10 protein-coding genes are annotated in these 16,982 nt (G+C 65.8%); 3 read left to right on the top strand and 7 right to left on the bottom strand.

The genetic code is table 11. From position 1 onward, the window contains the following. The first annotated feature begins 27 nt into the window (after positions 1-27). Both DDZ17_RS02620 and pepN read left to right on the top strand, forming a co-directional pair. Positions 28-825: a DUF2797 domain-containing protein gene (locus tag DDZ17_RS02620; protein WP_116364938.1), complete on the top strand. Its 798-nt coding sequence runs from the start codon at positions 28-30 to the stop codon at positions 823-825. 61 nt (positions 826-886) lie between these two features. After that, positions 887-3,550 carry an aminopeptidase N gene (gene pepN / locus DDZ17_RS02615; protein WP_116364380.1) on the top strand — a complete coding sequence of 888 codons (2,664 nt, stop codon included), beginning with the start codon at positions 887-889 and terminating at the stop codon, positions 3,548-3,550. A gap of 131 nt (positions 3,551-3,681) precedes the next feature. On the opposite strand, the gene DDZ17_RS02610 is transcribed toward pepN, so the two are convergent. Genes DDZ17_RS02610 through DDZ17_RS02585 form a run of 6 tightly spaced genes read right to left on the bottom strand, consistent with a single transcriptional unit; the run spans position 3,682 to position 10,846 of the window. Further along, positions 3,682-5,424 (bottom strand): BatD family protein, encoded by a 1,743-nt coding sequence (locus tag DDZ17_RS02610; protein WP_157976402.1) that lies wholly within the window; start codon positions 5,422-5,424, stop codon positions 3,682-3,684. After that, complete coding sequence (locus DDZ17_RS02605) at positions 5,408-7,363, bottom strand: VWA domain-containing protein (RefSeq protein ID WP_116364378.1); 1,956 nt, start codon at positions 7,361-7,363, stop codon at positions 5,408-5,410. Before DDZ17_RS02605 ends, DDZ17_RS02610 begins: the two co-directional genes overlap by 17 nt. Beyond that, entirely contained in the window at positions 7,360-8,448 is a 1,089-nt protein-coding gene (locus tag DDZ17_RS02600; protein WP_116364377.1) for a vWA domain-containing protein, read from the bottom strand. Before DDZ17_RS02600 ends, DDZ17_RS02605 begins: the two co-directional genes overlap by 4 nt. Next, the gene (locus DDZ17_RS02595) at positions 8,445-8,924 is read right to left on the bottom strand and encodes a DUF4381 domain-containing protein (protein WP_116364376.1); all 480 of its coding nucleotides are present in this window, start codon (positions 8,922-8,924) and stop codon (positions 8,445-8,447) included. The genes DDZ17_RS02600 and DDZ17_RS02595 overlap by 4 nt, the downstream gene beginning before the upstream one ends. A gap of 1 nt (position 8,925) precedes the next feature. Continuing rightward, positions 8,926-9,879 (bottom strand): DUF58 domain-containing protein, encoded by a 954-nt coding sequence (locus DDZ17_RS02590; RefSeq protein ID WP_116364375.1) that lies wholly within the window; start codon positions 9,877-9,879, stop codon positions 8,926-8,928. Positions 9,880-9,889: 10 nt separating this feature from the next. After that, on the bottom strand, positions 9,890-10,846 hold the full coding sequence (locus DDZ17_RS02585; protein ID WP_116364374.1) for an AAA family ATPase: 957 nt from the start codon (positions 10,844-10,846) through the stop codon (positions 9,890-9,892). Positions 10,847-11,121: 275 nt separating this feature from the next. On the opposite strand from DDZ17_RS02585, the gene DDZ17_RS02580 reads away from it, so the two are divergent. Further along, entirely contained in the window at positions 11,122-15,984 is a 4,863-nt protein-coding gene (locus tag DDZ17_RS02580; protein WP_116364373.1) for an NAD-glutamate dehydrogenase, read from the top strand. Positions 15,985-16,104: 120 nt separating this feature from the next. On the opposite strand, the gene DDZ17_RS02575 is transcribed toward DDZ17_RS02580, so the two are convergent. Beyond that, on the bottom strand, positions 16,105-16,800 hold the full coding sequence (locus DDZ17_RS02575; protein ID WP_116364372.1) for a Crp/Fnr family transcriptional regulator: 696 nt from the start codon (positions 16,798-16,800) through the stop codon (positions 16,105-16,107). Between the last annotated feature and the right edge of the window lie 182 nt (positions 16,801-16,982).

Raw genomic sequence — 16,982 nt, 5'->3', positions numbered from 1 at the left:
CAACTTTCCGCAGGCCCCCTGCGCAAAATGCACACCGCCCTGGCGGCGCCCGTGCAATACCAGATGGTGCTCGGCGAGCACCGCCAACCGCTGAATGCCCTGCTGGGCCAGGCCCTGCGCCTGGACTACGAGGGCGCGATTTTCTGCATTCACTGCGCGCGCAAAACCAGCAAGAGCTTCAGCCAGGGGTATTGCTACCCCTGCTTCAAGCGCCTGGCCCAGTGCGACAGCTGCATCGTCAGCCCGGAAAAATGCCACTACCACCTGGGCACCTGCCGCGAGCCCGAGTGGGGCGAGCAGCACTGCATGATCGATCACATCGTGTACCTGGCCAACACCTCCGGGGTGAAGGTGGGCATTACCCGCCACAGCCAGGTGCCCACCCGCTGGATGGATCAGGGTGCCACCCAGGCCCAGCCCATTTTCCGGGTCAGCAGCCGCTTTCAGTCGGGGCTGGTGGAAACCCTGTTCAAGGCCCATGTGGCCGACAAAACCAGCTGGCAGACCATGCTCAAGGGCGCCGGGGAACCGGTGGATCTGGAAGCCCGCCGCGCCGAACTCACCGCCGCCTGCGCCGACGACATAGCCCGCCTGCAGGCGGAACACGGCCTGCAGGCCATCACCGTGCTGGCAGGCGAGCCGGCGGTGACCATCGATTACCCGGTGCTGGAGTACCCGGTGAAAGTGAAGTCCTTTAACCTGGACAAGACGCCGCTGGTGGAGGGCACCCTGCTTGGCATCAAGGGCCAGTACCTGATGTTTGATACCGGTGTTATCAACCTGCGTAAATACGGCGGCTACCAGGTCGCCCTGTCACAGCTGTAGCCATTTCTTTTGCCACTTTTGTAGCCGCTTTGTAGCCCCTTTCCCACGACCGAGGTAAACCATGCGCGACGCCCGCCCCAGTGCCATCTATCTCAAGGATTACCGCCCACCGGCCTTTCTGATCGAGCGCACCGAACTGGCTTTCGATTTGCACGAAGACCACGCCATCGTCGAAGCCACCCTGCACCTGCGCCGCAACAGCGGCGTGGCGCCGGAGGAGGCCCTGGTGCTGCACGGGCAGGATCTGGAGCTGCAGTGGCTGGCCCTGGACGGGCGCGAGCTGTCGGCGGGGGAGTACAGCCAGAGCGATGACGGCCTGCGCATTGCCCGCGTGCCGCAGCAGTTCACCCTGTCCAGCCGCACCCGCATCCGGCCCCAGGACAACACCTCGCTGGAGGGCCTGTACAAATCGCGCACCCTGTTCTGCACCCAGTGCGAGGCCGAGGGCTTTCGCAAAATCACCTGGTACCTGGACCGGCCCGATGTCATGGCCGAGTTCGACGTGAGTATCGAGGCGGACAAAGCCCGCTATCCGGTGCTGCTCAGCAACGGCAACCCGGTGGCGGCCGAGGACCTCGGCAACGGCCGCCACCGCGCCCGCTGGCACGACCCCTTCCCCAAGCCCGCTTATCTGTTTGCCCTTGTGGCGGGGGATTTGCACAGCGTGGACGATCACTTCACCACCGCCAGCGGCCGCCAGGTCGGCCTGCGGATTTTTGTCGAGGAAAAGGACCTCGACAAGTGTGAGCACGCCATGGTCTCCCTGAAAAAATCCATGCGCTGGGACGAGGAGGTGTACGGCCGCGAATACGACCTGGACATCTTCAACATCGTCGCCGTGGATGACTTCAACATGGGGGCGATGGAAAACAAGAGCCTCAATATTTTCAACAGTTCCTGCGTGCTGTGCAGCCCGCAAACCACCACAGACAAAGGCTTTCAGACGGTGGAGGCCATTGTCGCCCACGAGTACTTCCACAACTGGTCCGGCAACCGGGTCACCTGTCGCGACTGGTTCCAGCTCAGCCTGAAAGAGGGCTTTACCGTGTTTCGCGATGCGGAATTTTCCGCCGACATGGGCTCGCGCACCGTAAAGCGGGTGGAAGACGCCACGGTGATGCGCACCGCCCAGTTTGCCGAAGATGCCGGCCCCATGGCCCACCCGGTGCGGCCGGACTCCTTCATCGAAATCTCCAACTTCTACACCCTCACCGTGTACGAAAAGGGCGCGGAAGTGGTGCGCATGATCCACACCCTGCTGGGGGCGGAGGCGTTTCGCAAAGGCGCAGACCTGTACTTTGAGCGCCACGACGGCCAGGCGGTGACCTGCGAGGATTTTGTGCGCGCCATGGAGGACGCCTCCGGCGTTGACCTCGGTCAGTTCCGGCGCTGGTATGCCCAGGCCGGCACGCCGGTGCTGAGCGTGGCCGGCGCATACGATGAAGCGGCCCAGACCTACGCACTCACCGTGCGCCAGAGTACACCGCCCACCCCGGGCCAGGCCCACAAGGAGCCCCTGCTGATCCCCCTGGCGCTTGGCCTGCTGGGCGATGCCGGCAACCTGCCCCTGCAACTGGCGGGCGCCGCGCCCAACGTGGAGAGCGCGGACAACACCCACCTGGTGCTGAAGGTGAGCGAGGCGGAGCAGACCTTTGTGTTCAGCGGTGTTCGCGAGCGTCCGGTGCCGTCGCTGCTGCGCGGGTTTTCTGCCCCGGTACGGCTGGAATACGATTACAGCCGGGCCGAACTCTGCGCCCTGATGAGTCGCGACAACGACGGCTTTGTGCGCTGGGACGCGGCCCAGCAACTGGCTATTTCCGTATTGCAGGAGGCCGAGGAGCAGATTCACGCCGGCGCGGCGCCGGTGGTTGACCCGCTGTATCTCAACGCCTGCCAAACCCTGCTTGAAGATGCCTCACTGGATGCGGCCATGGTGGCGGAAATGCTGCGCCTGCCGGGTGAGGGCTACCTGGCGGAACTGGCCGCCCGGCGCGGTGGCGCCCGGGTGCTCAGCATCCACCTGGCCCGCGAAGCGGTGCACAAGGCCCTGGCGGTGCATGCCGAGGCCGCCTGGCTGGATGCCTACCGGCGCAACGCCGTTAACACGCCCTATGCCCCCGAGGCGGGGCAGATAGCCGCGCGCAGCCTGCGCAACCTGAGCCTGGAGTACCTGGTGCTGGCGCGGGATGAGCACATCGCCCTGGCGCGGGCGCAGTTTGCCAGTGCCGGCAACATGACCGACAGCCTGGCGGCGCTGAAGGTGATCAGCCAGCGCGGCAGCGCGGCGCAGCGCGACGAAGCGCTGGATGACTTCTATCGCCGCTGGAAATCGGAAACCCTGGTGGTGAACCAGTGGCTGCAGGTGCAGGCCGCGGTGCCGGGGGAGGGTGCGCTGGAGCGGGTACAGGGGCTGTTGCAGCACGAAGCCTTTGACCTGCGCAACCCGAACAAAGTGCGGGCCCTGGTGGCGGGCTTTGCCAACGGCAATCCCCTGCAATTCCACCGTGCCGACGGCGCCGGTTACCGCTTTCTGGGTGAGGTGATTGAGGCCTTAAACACCCGCAACCCGCAGATTGCCGCGCGCCTGCTGGTGCCGCTGACCCGCTGGCGCAATTACGCCGGTGATCAGGGGCCGGCCATGCGCAGCGAGCTGGAGTGCCTGGCGGCCCTGCCGGACCTGTCGCCGGATGTGTTCGAGGTGTTGAGTAAGTCCCTGCAGGACTGAGGACTCATGACTCATGACTGAGGGCTGAGGGCTGAGGGCTGAGGGCTGAGGGCTGAGGGCTGGGCTTGCGTGCCAGGGCGTGATTCTGCTCGCTGCTCAGTACTCGCTGCCGGCGCTACGAGGTGCTTTCGTCAGGTCGGGTAGAGTGACAGGCCAGGCTGGTCGGCGCCGTCCTGGCGGCGCAGTTGCGGCCGCAGGGCCTTGGCGCTCTGGGCCAGCTTGCTGCCGTCCCAGTTGCCATCGCCCGGGGCGAACAGGGCCTGTTCCAGCTGGCTGACGGCACTGGCAAAGGCCGGGCTGTTGGCCCGTTCAACCAGCGTGGCCAGCGCGGGCCCCCGCGCCTGGGGGTAGAGGCTGCCGGCCCAGTCGAGCAGGGCCTTGCGCGCCGCACCCGCCTGGTTGCTTGCACAGGCCGCCATCAACTGTTTGTAGGCGCGGCTCTCCCCGGGGCCTGCGGGTGTGTCTGGCGTTGCACCGTGGTGTGGCCCGTTGTTGCCTCGCGCTCCGCGCCTTCTTGCGTGCCACCAGAGCCATCCGGCCAGTAGCCAGCCCAGGGCGCCGAAGGCGGCAAGGCCACGCCACAACCACAGCTCGCCCGGTTCGCCGGCCGCGGCTACCATTGAGGCAGGCGCCGAGCGGTCCTTGGCCGGCGCTGCTGGCGCCGCTGTACCCGGTGCGGTTTGGCCTTGCCCTTGATTAAGCTCTTGATTGAGTCCGGGCGCGGCGCTTACCGCAATGTCCCGGGCCGGCAGCACGGCCTCGCGCAGTTCGCCGCGCTCGGTGTCCCACCAGGGAATGCGAATCTCCGGGATGCGATAGTGGCCGGGGGCCGCCGGCACCAGCGCGGCGCTGTCCACCCGCTGGCCGATCAGGCCATTGCCGCCCTCGGTTTCGGCAATCTGCGGCTGGTCGGGGTAGTAGCGCAGGCCGGCCTGGGCGGGGAACAGGGTGGGCGGCAGCTGGGCGCCCTGCAAACCCTCGCCACTGATGCGCACGGTGCGCGTGGCGCTCTCGCCGGCCTGTAGCTGTTCCGGTGGCACCGACCAGGTTTCCTCAATGCGCAGGTTGCGCGCCGGCAGCCAGGTGGTGCCGGCGGGCCAGTTGCCCGGCCGCGGCAACACCTCGATGGACAGCGGCTCGGTGCTGCGGCGCAACAGCGGGCCGCTGCCCCGGTCGAACAGGCTGCGCCGGGGCTGGCTTTCGCGGGCGGAAAAGGTTTGGGCGGGTATCTCCAGCGTGCCGCTCTGCTCGGGGAAGATGGCGTAGCGAATTTCGTGCACCAGCCAGGGGCGGCCATTCACCGTGCGCTGGAAGGACTTCTGCTCCAGCGGTTTGACGAAGGCGTTGTCGATCTTAAGCTCGGTCACGCTGCGGTTGTCGAGGTTCACCGCCTGCTGCAGGCGCAGGGTAAGCAGCAACTGCCCCTGCACATACACCTGCGAGCGGTCCACCTCGGCCTCGAACAGCACCTGGGCATCGCCGGCGGGGCGCTCGGGCTGGGGACCAACCTCCACCTGCAAGGGCAGGGTGCGCGCATTGGCGCTGGCCAGGGGCGAAATAGTCAGTTGCCCCTGGCGCCTGGGGGTGATTTCCAGCACCAGCTGGCGGTTTTCGCTGCGCTGCCCGTTGACGATGTTCACGCTGCTGCTGGAAGAGCGCTGCAGGATGTCGAAATCGCGCTGCACCGGCGTCAGGTCGATGGCGCCCAGGTCCTCCCCGGCGGTGGCGGTGATTTCCAGGCGCAGGGTGTCGCCCATAGCCACCTGTTGCCGGTCGACACGGGCCTGAAGGGCCGCCAGCGCCGGCTGCGCCAGCAGCGGCAACAGGGCGAGCCACAGCAGCCAGGTGGCGGGGCGCTTACCAGTTCTGATCATCTCGCGGTGTGTCTCCCTGCTGTTGCCGTTGCCGGCTTTCAAACCTGAACTTCTCCCGCAGCAGACCTGAGGGGTCATCCGGCACCCGCCGCAGCCACTGCTCCAGGGCCTGGTCGCGCTCGGCTTGCTCCGCGCTGGGTTCTGCGCTGGCTTGGGCCTGGCCGGGCTGTTCCTCGGGATCGCCGGCTTGCGGTTCGGGTTGGGGGGCCTGCCCCGGTGCCTGCTCTGGCGCTTTCTCTTGCTGATTGGCGTCTTCCGGCGCCGGCTGCTGAGCGGGTGATTGGCCGGGATCCTGCTGATCCTGCTGATCCTGCGATTGATCGCCGTTCTGTTGGCCCGGGTCGGCGGGGTTCTGTTTGTCCTTGGGCCCCTGGCTGTCCTGCTGGCCGTCGTTGTTCTGCGGCGGGTTCTGCTTATTGTCGCCCTGGTTGGGGTTCTGCGCATTCTGTTGCTGTTCCTGCTGCTGTTGCTTCACCTGCTCCAGCAGTTCGATGTTGGCCTCGGCATCGGCCTGGCCCGGCTGGCGCTTGAGAGATTCCCGATAGGCCTCGATGGCGGCATCCAGCTCGCCGGCCCGGGCCAGGGCGTTGCCGCGGTTGTACCAGTCATCGGCGCTATCGCCTTCGGCAAAGCGTTTGGCCGCCGCGTCGAAATCACCGGCCTTGAAGGCGGCGGTGCCCGCCCAGGGGGCGCTGTCAAACAGTGTGCTGGCGGCATCGAAGTCGCCGGCCTGCAGCGCCCGCTGGCCCTGCTGGTCGGGGGTGAGCCACAGGTCGTTCCACAGTGAGGGTTGCCACGCCCCGGGCTGGGCTGCGTTTTCGGCTGGGTTCTGGCTCGGGTTCTGGTTCTGGCTCTGGGCTTGCGGCTGGGTTGGAGCCTGATGTTGCTGCAGTGCTTGCGCCTGTGCCGGCCCCGGCTGACCCAGCCACAGCAAGGCCAGCAGGCCCAGCACCACGCCGCGGCGAAACAGCAGCAGGGCCACCGGCAGCAGCAACATAATCAGCAGGTAGCCCTGGTCTTCCCAGTGGTCGGCGCGGCGCTCGGCGGCGCTCAGGCGTTCCTGCCCGGGCAGGCTGAGGGGGCTGGTGATCTGTTGCAGGTCGGCGTTATCCACCTGCATGTCCAGGTAGCGGCCGCCGCTTTGGCGGGCCAGGCGGGTCAATTCCGCCCGCTCCAGCCCCGGCACCACTATGCTGCCCTGGGCGTCCTTGAGGAAGCCACCGTCGGGCAGCGGCAGGGGGGCGCCACTGCGCGTGCCAATGCCAAGAATGGTCAGGGCCGCGCCGGCATCGGAGACGGCCTCGGCAATGGCGTCGTGCTGGCGCCAGGCCACGCCGTCGGTAAGCAGCAGCAGGCGCCCGTGGCGGGCGCCGCCGCTGTGCAGCAATTCCAGCGCCAGGCTGACGGCGCCGGCGGCATCGCTGCCCGGCACGGGCATCATGTCCGGGTTAAGGGCCGGCAGCAGGTTGGCGATGGTGGCCTTGTCGTCGGTGAGAGGCGTCACCACGTGGGCATCGCCGGCAAAGGCCACTAGGGCGGTTTGCCCCTCATCGCGCGCTGCTAGCAGGTCGAGGATTTTCTGCCGCGCCCGATCCAGCCGCGAGGGGGCGAGGTCGGCGGCTTTCATGGAGTAGCTGAGGTCGAGAATCACCACCAGCGCGTCTTCGCGCTGGGCCACCGGCTGGGGGATTTTGTGCAGGCTGGGGCCGGCCAGGGCCACACAGGCCAGCGCCCAGGCCAGCAGCAGCCAGGGCAGGGCATTGCGTTTTTTGGCAGCGTTGCTTTCTGCCACCAGATGGCGCAGCAGCTCCGGGTCGATCACGGCGCTCCAGCTGCCGGAGCGGCGGCGCGCGGCAAACAGGCCCAGCCCCAGCAGGGCGGCCGGCAGCAGGGCCCACAGCCATTCCGGGCGCAGAAAATGCAGGCCTTCGGCGTTCATGGCCCAGCCCCCCGGCGCGCGGCAGTGGGTGCAGTGGTGCTGCGTTCAGCCGGCGCTTCGCCGCGCGCACGGGCGCGCTCAAACAGCCCCTGGCGATAGCAGTGGCGCAGGGCCAGCAAAAAGCTCAGCAGCAGGGCGCCGGCCAGCGGCCAGTGCCCCAGCGCCTGGCGGGGCCGGTAGGTGGCGCTGTCCTGTTCCACCGGCTCCAGCTGGTCCAGCAGCTGGTAGATACCCACCAGTTCCTGGGGGTCGCGGGCGCGGAAGTAGCGCCCGCCGGTCAGGTCCGCAATCTGTTGCAGGCCCTCTTCGTCAAGCTCGGCGGAGGGGTTCACCTGGCGGCTGCCAAAGCTGGAGCCGAACAGGCCCGGCAGGGTGAGCCGGTCGGCGCCAATGCCGATGGTGTATATCCGGATGCCCAGGGTTTGTGCCAGGCGGGCGGCGTCCAGCGGCTGCACCGAACTGGCGGTGTCCTGGCCGTCGGTGAGCAACACCAGCACCCGGCTTTCGGCGGGGCGCTCTTTCAGGCGTTTGACGGCCAGGCCAATGGCATCGCCGATGGCGGTCTCCTGCCCGGCAAAGCCAATCTGGGCCTCCTGCAGAAAGCTGCCCACGGTGTCGGTGTCAAAACTGAGGGGCGACTGCACATAGGCCCGGCTGCCGAACAGGATCAGCCCCAGGCGGTCCCCGGCGCGGCGGTCGATAAAGTCGGCGCCCACCACTTTCACCGCGTCGATACGCCGCAACTGGCGCTGGCCGACCAGCATGTCTTCCATGCGCATGCTGCCGGAGATATCAACGGCCAGCATCAGGTCGCGGCCGCTGTTGGGCAGCTCGATCGCCTCGCCAATCCACTGGGGGCGGGCCGCCGCCAGCAGCAGTAACAGCCACAGCAGGGCCAGGCAGGCCAGCAGCGCCCAGCCGCGCCGGTCGGGTGAATCACTGCCTTTGTCGCCCAGATCCTGCCACTGGTCGAAGAAGGGAGTACGCAGGGCGACTTGCTGGGTATCGAGCCTGGGCAGCAGGCGCCGCGCCAGCCAGGGCAGGGGCAGCAGCAGGAGCATCCAGGGCCATTGCCATTCAATCACAGGGTCGCCTCGTGCTTTTGAATCCACCGGCGGCTGCTGTGGTAGAGGGCATTGCGCGCCGGCGCCGGCGCCTGGGGGCGGTAGTGCTGCTCGCCAAAGTCCTCGGGAAACAGCCCGCCTTTTGCGCTGTTGACGGTGGTATTCAGAAAGTCGCGCCAGGGCCGGCCCGACAGGGCGGCCACATCGGTGCGCGGGAAGCTGCGCAGCGCCACGGCTTTTAATAGGCGGTTGCACTGGGCGCTGAAGCCGGCGTCGTCATCTGCCGGCCAGGTGGCCTGCAACTGCGCCAGCGCAACCAGCGCCTGGCGGCGATAGCGGCGGCGCTGGTGGCGGCGCCACAGCACCCACAGCGCCAGCGCCATTAGCAGCACTAACAGCGCCGCCAGCACCCACCAGCCGGGGGCCGGGGGCCACCAGCCGGGTTCGACCGGTGTGCGCAGGGGCTGCAGATTGGCCAGGGGGTCGTTCGCCTGCATGTCAGTGCTTACCCGCGCCGTAGTAGTGCTGCAGCAGTGGAAAGGGTGCGCTGGTGGTGGAGAAGGCCAGCAGGGGGATGCCAAGGCGCTGCAGGTCTTCTGCCAGTTGGCCCGCCTCGGCTCTGGCCTGTTCTGCGAACTTCCGGCGCAGATTAGCATCGGCGGTGCTGAGTTGTGCCCGTTGCTGGCCATCGGTAACGGCGTAAACGCCGGCACGTGGAAGCTCCTGCTCCAACGGATCGTGACAGGCCATGGCGGTAATCTCGCAGTGGCGGGCGAGCTGGTAGAGGTGTTCGCTGGCGCCATCGCGGGCGGCGTTGTGAAAGTCGCTGATCAGGTAGATGCTGCTGCCCGGGCGCGCCACCCGGCGCAGGTGACCCAGCATGTCGCTGAAGCTGCCATCGCTGGCGCTGGCTGCGAGCGGCAGGCGGTGGTTGTACTCGGTAATGGCCGACAGTATGGCCAGCACATTGCGGCGGCTGCGGCGGGGGCGAATTTCCCGGTGCTCTGTGCCGTTGAACAGCAGCGCGCCCACCCTATCGCCCCGGTCCAGCGCGCTCCAGGCCAGCAGGGCGCCGAGGTGGGCTGCCAGAACCGACTTGAAGCAGTGGCGCGAGCCAAAGAACAGGCTGTTGCGCTGGTCGATGGCAATCAGCACCGGGCGTTCGCGCTCCTCGCGAAACAGCTTGGTGTGGGCGCTGCCGGTGCGGGCGGTGACCCGCCAGTCGATTGAACGGATGTCATCACCGGCCTGGTAGCCGCGCACCTCTTCAAAGTCGATGCCACGGCCGCGGAAGCTCGATTTGTTGGGGCCGGTGAGCTGGTTCAGGGCGCGCTTGCGCCGGCCGAGGTCCAGCTGGCTGCCCAGCAGGCGCAGGCCGATCAACGCCGCCAGTTCGCAGTAGGCGCCGCGCGGGGGGAGCTGCAGGTTGTGTGGCAGGGTGTGTTGCGACATGCCAGCCGGCTCAGGCCACCGGCACCCGGCCGAGCAGTTCGGCAATCACCGCATCGGGTGTGACGCCGCTGGCCTCCGCCTCAAAGCTCAGCAGCAGGCGGTGGCGCAGGACATCGCCGGCCACGGCCTGCACGTCGTCCGGCGAAACAAAGTCGCGCCCGGCCAGCCAGGCGTGGGCGCGGGCGCAGCGGTCCAGGGCGATGGTGGCGCGGGGGCTGCCGCCAAATTCAATCCAGCCCGCCAGTTCGCTGCTGTAGTGCCCGGGCTCCCGGGTGGCTATCACCAGCTGCACGATGTACTCCTCCACGGCGTCGGCCATGTGCAGGCCAAGCACCTCCCGGCGCGCCTCGAACACGGCCTGCTGCGACAAGGGCGGGGGCGGTGCGACGTTGCTGTGGGCGGCCTCGGCGCGGGTCAGGCGCAGAATGTCGCGCTCGGCCGTGGCGTCGGGATAGCCCACTTTGACATGCAGCAAAAAGCGGTCGAGCTGGGCTTCGGGCAGTGGGTAGGTGCCCTCCTGCTCGATGGGGTTCTGGGTGGCCATCACCAGGAACAGCTCGGGCAGGGCGTAGGTTTCGCTGCCCACGCTCACCTGGCGCTCGGCCATGGCTTCCAGCAGGGCCGACTGTACCTTGGCCGGCGCACGGTTCACCTCGTCTGCCAGCACCAGGTTGTGGAACACCGGCCCCGGCTGGAAGTGGAAGCTGCCCTGTTGGGGGCGATAGATTTCGGTGCCGGTGACATCACCGGGCAGCAGGTCCGGGGTGAACTGCACCCGGTGAAAGCTGCCCTCTATGCCGTCGGCCAGGGATTTGATGGCGCGGGTTTTGGCCAGCCCAGGCGCCCCTTCCACCAGCAGGTGGCCGTCGGCCAGCAGGGCGATGATAAGGCGTTGCACCAGGTGGGCCTGGCCGATGATCTGCTGGCTGAGCCAGCTTTCCAGTGCTCTTAGCTCTGCGCTTGCCACGCGGTCTCCTGTTATTCGTGTCCGGTTGTGCCGGTTTGCAATGGATGGGGCTACCCGGGTCCTGCCCGGGCAAGCGCCGGATTCTAGCGAATGCCCGGGCGCAGGCCAAACCGGTGGCCGGGCTGTATTTGTGACGGGTGTGTGACTGGTGCGCTGTGTAAAAGTTCCAGACGTAACTAACGTCAGGGCTGGGTATTTGAACTAGACTAGGCGACAACGATTGAGGCCGTAAAGGCCCTGTTTTTCGCCATAAAAATGGAGTCCGCAAGAATCCGATGGCCTGGGATGCAATGAAGAACAGCCTGCTGGAAGAGCTGGCGCAACGAATCGACAAGCGGGGCGACGCGGATGATCGCCAGTCCCTGCATAACCTGGCAGCAACCTTCCTGTCGCGCTTTCCCGCCGAGGACATGCGCGGCCGCTCGGTGGAAAACCTCTACGGCTGCCTGTACGGCCTGCTGCGGTTCATGGAGAACTGGCAGGCCCCCGCCGCCAAGGTGCGCATCTTCAACCCGCAGTTGCAGGGCCACGGCTGGGAGAGCAAGTACACCGTGCTGGCGGTGCTGTGCCGCGACATGCCCTTTTGCACGGCGTCGGTGCGGGGCGAGCTGAACCAGCGCAATATCCGTATTCACACCCTGGCCAGTTGCAACCTGGTGGCCAGGCGCGACGCCGACAACGTGCTGCAGGCCGTGCTCAGCGATAGCGAGGCAGACGAGGCGGGCGACGGGACAGACGACGGGCTGTCACGGGAGAGCCTGCTCTACTTCGAGATTGGCCGCCACTCGGATGTCGCCGAGTTGGAAGAGCTGCGCACCACACTGGAGGGCGTTCTGGCGGAGGTGGCGCTGGTGGTGGAGGACTTCCCCGCCATGCGCGAGCGCCTGCTGGAGGCGACGGCGGTCATCGACAGCAGTACCTGTGTGGATGAGGACTACCGCGCCGAGGCCGCCGCCTTCTGCCAGTGGCTGCGCCAGGATCACATGACTTTCCTCGGCTACGAGTACCTGGCCGTTGAGCGCAGCGGCTCACAGTTTGCCGTGGCGGTGGACGAGGCGCGCAGCCTGGGCCTGCTCAGCGAGCGCAGCAGCAGCGGCGCCCGCGACCTGGCGGCCGACCTGAACGCCATGCCGGCGGAGGAACTGCAGCGGCGCCAGCTCAGCTTCGCCAAGTCGCGGGTGCGCTCGCGCATCCACCGCCTGGCCTACCCGGACTACGTGGAAATCAAAGTCTTCGACGACGCCGGCGAGGTGGTGGGCCAGCACCGCTTTATCGGCCTGTTCACCTCCACCGTGTACACCATGAACCCGGCGCTTATTCCCATCCTGCGCCGCAAGGTGGAGCAGGTGGTGGCCCTGTCGGGCCTGGACGACGGCGAGCACGACGGCCGCGAGCTGGCCCGGGTGCTGGAGCTGTTCCCCCGGGACGAGCTGTTCCAGTCCAGCATTCGCGAACTCTACGACACGGTGATGGCGGTCAACCGCATTCAGGAGCGACGCCAGACCCGCCTGTTTGTGCGCGAAGACGCCCACGGCAAATTCGTGAACTGCCTGGTGTACATGCCGCGCGACCGCTACACCACCGAACAGCGGGTGGTGATGCAGAACATCCTTACCCGTGCTTTTGGCGCCGAGGAATCCGAGTTCACCACCCATTTTTCGGAATCCATCCTGGTGCGCTGCCACTTTGTGCTGCGGGTAGACCCCGCCGCCGAGCGGCACTACGACGTCAATGAAATTGAGGAGCAAATAGTGCAAGCCACACTGGCCTGGGAAGATCGCCTGCGGATGCGCCTGATCGAGGAGTTTGGCGAGGAGCAGGGCGAGCACCACGCGCGCAACCTTGGCACTGGTTTCCCGCCCGGCTATCGCGATGACTTCGACGCCCGCGTGGCGGTGATGGACATACACGATCTGTTGAGCCTGGGTGAACAGCGCGAACTGTCCATGCGGCTGTACCGCCTGCTGGAAGAAGACGACGACCAGCTGCGCCTGCGCCTGTACCACCGGGGCGAATCCCTGCCCCTGTCGGACATTCTGCCGATTCTGGAAAACCTCGGCCTGCGGGTGGTGTCGGAGCGTCCCTACGGGGTGCGCTCGGCGGACGGCGAGCGCTACTGGATCCAGGAATTCAGCCTGATCTACTCCCTGTCCAACAACATCGACCTGGAGCAGGTGCGCGATGAGTTCGAGGACGCCTTCTCCCGCATCTGGTTCGGCGAGGCGGAGAACGACTCCTTCAACCGCCTGCTGCTGGGCACCCGCCTGAGCTGGCGGGAAATTGCCCTGCTCAGGGCCTACGCCCGCTACCTGCGGCAGCTGCAGTTCCCCTACAGCGTGGACTACATTGCCGAAACCATGGCCAACCACCTGCACATCACCGCCGGTTTGGTGGAGCTGTTCCTGACCCGCTTCTCGCCAGTGTTTGACGGCGACGAAGACTGGCGTAATCAGCGCGAGCAGGCGGTGGAACAGCGCATTCTCGATTCGCTGGAGCAGGTGGAAAACCTCGGTGAGGACCGCATCATGCGGCAGTTCATCACCGTCATCAAAGCCACCCTGCGCACCAACTTCTTCCAGCAGGGCGACAACGGTGAACTGAAGCCGTACTTCTCGTTCAAGTTCGACCCGCGGCAGATTCCCGAGGTGCCGCAGCCGGTGCCCATGTTCGAGATTTTCGTGTACTCGCCGCGGGTCGAGGGTGTGCACCTGCGCGGTGGCAAAGTGGCCCGGGGTGGTTTGCGCTGGTCCGACCGGCTGGAGGACTTCCGCACCGAGGTGCTGGGGCTGGTGAAGGCCCAGCAGGTGAAAAACGCGGTGATTGTGCCGGTGGGGGCCAAGGGCGGCTTTGTGGCCAAGAACCTCACCACCGACATGAACCGCGACGAGGTGCAGCAGGAAGGCATTGCGTGCTACAAGCTGTTCATTCGCGGCTTGCTGGACATTACCGACAACCGGGTGGAAAGCGGCATCCGCCGCCCCAGCCAGGTGGTGTGCAAGGACGAGGAAGACCCCTACCTGGTGGTGGCGGCCGACAAGGGCACCGCCACCTTCTCGGATATCGCCAACGCCCTGTCCGAGGAATACGGCTTCTGGCTGGGGGATGCCTTCGCCTCCGGCGGCAGCGCCGGCTACGACCACAAGAAAATGGGCATCACCGCCCGCGGTGCCTGGGTATCGGTGCAGCGCCACTTCCGCGAAATGGGCGTGGACGTGCAGCGCAGCGACTTTACCGCAGTGGGCATTGGCGACATGGGCGGCGATGTGTTTGGCAACGGCATGCTGCTGTCCGAGCACATCCGCCTGGTGGCGGCCTTCAACCACCTGCACATTTTTGTGGACCCGGAGCCGGAGGCCGCCAGCAGCTATGTCGAGCGCAAGCGCCTGTTCGAGCTGCCGCGTTCCAGCTGGACTGACTACGACACCAGCCTGATTTCCGCCGGTGGTGGCATCTTCAGCCGCGCCGCAAAATCCATCACCATTTCGCCGGAAATGCAGGATCGCTTTGGCATCAGCGAGAGCCGGCTGACGCCGAACGAGCTGATTGCCCGCATCCTGAAGGCCGAAGTGGACCTGCTGTGGAACGGCGGTATTGGCACCTACGTGAAATCGTCGCTGGAGTCCCACACCGACGTTGGCGACAAATCCAACGACGCGGTGCGGGTGAACGCCAACGAGCTGCGCTGCAAGGTGGTGGGCGAGGGCGGCAACCTCGGCATGACCCAGCTGGCGCGGGTGGAGTACTGCCTGCACGGCGGGCGCTCCAACACCGACTTCATCGACAACGCCGGCGGGGTGGACTGCTCCGACCACGAGGTGAACATCAAGATCCTGCTGAACGCCATCGTGGCCCGGGGCGATTTGACCGGCAAGCACCGCAACCAGCTGCTGGAGGGTATGACCGAGGCGGTGGCGGAGCTGGTGCTTGAGAACAACTACCGCCAGGTGCAGGCCATCAGCCTGGCGCAGTTCCAGGCGGCCGAGCGCAACGGCGAGTACCAGCGCTTTATTGTGGACCTGGAATCACGCGGGCGGCTCAACCGCGAGCTGGAATTTCTGCCCTCCGACGAGGAGCTGGCCGAGCGGCGCGTGCAGGGCAAGGGCCTGACCCGGCCCGAGCTGTCCATTCTGGTGTCCTACAGCAAGGCCATGCTCAAGGAGGAACTGATCGATTCCGACCTCGGCAAAGACCCGCGCCTGGCCGAACAGGTGGCCAGCGCCTTCCCGGCCCAGCTGGTGGCGAGCTACGGCGACGAGCTGAAGGTGCACCGCCTGCACCGCGAAATCATGTGTACCCAGATCGCCAACGACATCGTCAACCGCATGGGCCTGACCTTTGTGCAGCGCCAGCGCAAGGCCACCGGGGCACCAGTGGCGGACGTGGCCCGGGCCTACACCACGGTGATGGACGTGTACGGCATTGGCCAGCTGTGGGAAGAGATTGAAGCCCTGGACCACAGCGTGGACGCGCGGGTGCAGATGGAGATGATGCTGAACCTGATCCGTCTGGTGCGCCGTGCGGTGCGCTGGCTGCTGCGCAACCGCCGCCACGAGCTGGCGCCCACCCAGTGCATTGCCGAATTCGGCGAGGGCGTGTTGCAGCTGCGCGAACTGGTGCCGGAACTGCTGCGCGGCCGCCTGCGCGAGCACTACACAATGCTGGAGTCCCATTACACCGACGCCGGTGTTGGCGAGGCGCTGGCCCGCCGGGTGGCCAGCGCCGTGCTGGCCTACACCACCCTGGGCATCATCCACGCCAGCCGCGAGACCGGCTCGCCCCTGGAACAGGTGGCCCAGCTCTACTACTACTTGGGCGACAAGCTGGAGCTGGACTGGTTCAGCGGCCAGATTTTGGCCAGCAAGGTGGACAACGAATGGCAGGCCCTGGCCCGGGACACCTACCTGGAAGACCTGGAATGGCAGCAGCGCACCCTGGCGGTGGGCGCCCTGCGCCACTGGGACGCCGAGGGCGACCTGGAGAGCTGCTACAAACAGTGGGCGCGGCAGGAGGCCACGCTGCTCAAGCGCTGGCGCGAAATGCTGGCCGAACTGCACGGCACCAGCGCCCCGGACTTTGCCATGTTTGCCGTGGCCAACCGGGAGTTGCTGGATTTAGCCCAGAGCTCATTGCGGGATTAGTTGACTGAGGTGTTCAGTACCTGGGCCGGTAGTTTCTGGTCGCGATAGTTTGCTGAAATCGGCGCACATGCTGCGCCGCATCCAAACACCTTAAGGTCCACACCGCATTCGGGATTCAATTCACAGCGCCGTCTCGACGAGGTGCTTCAATGCCTCTTGATTGATGATCGAGATTTTCCCGTAGTGGTAGCTGATCCAGTTGTCTGTTTCCCACTCTTTCATGATCTTGATTATGGTGGCCCGTGATGCACAGAGAATTGAGCACAATTCCGCCTGCGACATATGAATCTGGTGTTTTCTCTCCGTTCTCATGAGTTTCTGAACGTCATCTACCTCCAACAGCAGTTTTGCAAGTCGCTGAGCGGGGGACAATAATCCCATGTCCACCTCCCGTTGCATGGTGTCGCGCATGTTGAAGCAGAAAAGCTTTGTAAAATTGCGGTAGTACTGCGGTTCATTGCCGACTATCTGCTCGAAGGCGGACTTGGAAAGCTCAAGCAGGGTTGCCTTGCCACTGGCGAACGCATTGTGGGGGAGGGGCTGTTCATCCAGCAGTGCGACCAGGCCAAACCAGTCCCCGGGCAAAAATATCCTCAGCAGCAGGTCATTGCCCTCCCGGGTAATGAAATCCAGTTTGGCTTGCCCTTCCACCAGCGCATAGAGCGCTCTCCCGGCGTCGCCCAGCGCATACATAAACTCTCCGTTGCCATAGGTTTTAATCGTGGCATTGCTGAGTATTAACTTGCGCAGTCTGTCGGGTTGCTCAGAGTACCAGCCCCGCTTGCCGAGAATGGTATCGACATCATTCGTATTCATATTTTTTTGCTTGTGCGTGAGAGGGCCGCAGCGAGTGAAACCTGTTGGCCAGCATCCATGGATGAGAATCTGACCTGGATACCCTCATCCATTCGGGACAAATCATCGTTGGCATGCCTGCGAATGTCAAAATTAGTCAGTTGCCCCTCCCGGCTCAGTCGCATACTGCATCGCAATAACAA

The organism is Parahaliea mediterranea (assembly GCF_003402235.1).
Taxonomy (GTDB): Bacteria; Pseudomonadota; Gammaproteobacteria; order Pseudomonadales; family Halieaceae; genus Parahaliea; species Parahaliea mediterranea.
The sequence above is the reverse complement of the archived record's forward strand: the minus strand, read 5'-3'. Positions and strand labels throughout refer to the sequence as shown.

Bases quoted from the DNA above. Each gene is read 5' to 3' on its own strand.
- DDZ17_RS02620 (WP_116364938.1), top strand. From the start codon at position 28: ATGCACACCGCCCTGGCGGCGCCCGTGCAATACCAGATGGTGCTCGGC.
- pepN (WP_116364380.1), top strand. From the start codon at position 887: ATGCGCGACGCCCGCCCCAGTGCCATCTATCTCAAGGATTACCGCCCA.
- DDZ17_RS02610 (WP_157976402.1), bottom strand. From the start codon at position 5,424: ATGATCAGAACTGGTAAGCGCCCCGCCACCTGGCTGCTGTGGCTCGCC.
- DDZ17_RS02605 (WP_116364378.1), bottom strand. From the start codon at position 7,363: ATGAACGCCGAAGGCCTGCATTTTCTGCGCCCGGAATGGCTGTGGGCC.
- DDZ17_RS02595 (WP_116364376.1), bottom strand. From the start codon at position 8,924: ATGCAGGCGAACGACCCCCTGGCCAATCTGCAGCCCCTGCGCACACCG.
- DDZ17_RS02590 (WP_116364375.1), bottom strand. From the start codon at position 9,879: ATGTCGCAACACACCCTGCCACACAACCTGCAGCTCCCCCCGCGCGGC.
- DDZ17_RS02580 (WP_116364373.1), top strand. From the start codon at position 11,122: ATGGCCTGGGATGCAATGAAGAACAGCCTGCTGGAAGAGCTGGCGCAA.
- DDZ17_RS02575 (WP_116364372.1), bottom strand. From the start codon at position 16,800: ATGAATACGAATGATGTCGATACCATTCTCGGCAAGCGGGGCTGGTAC.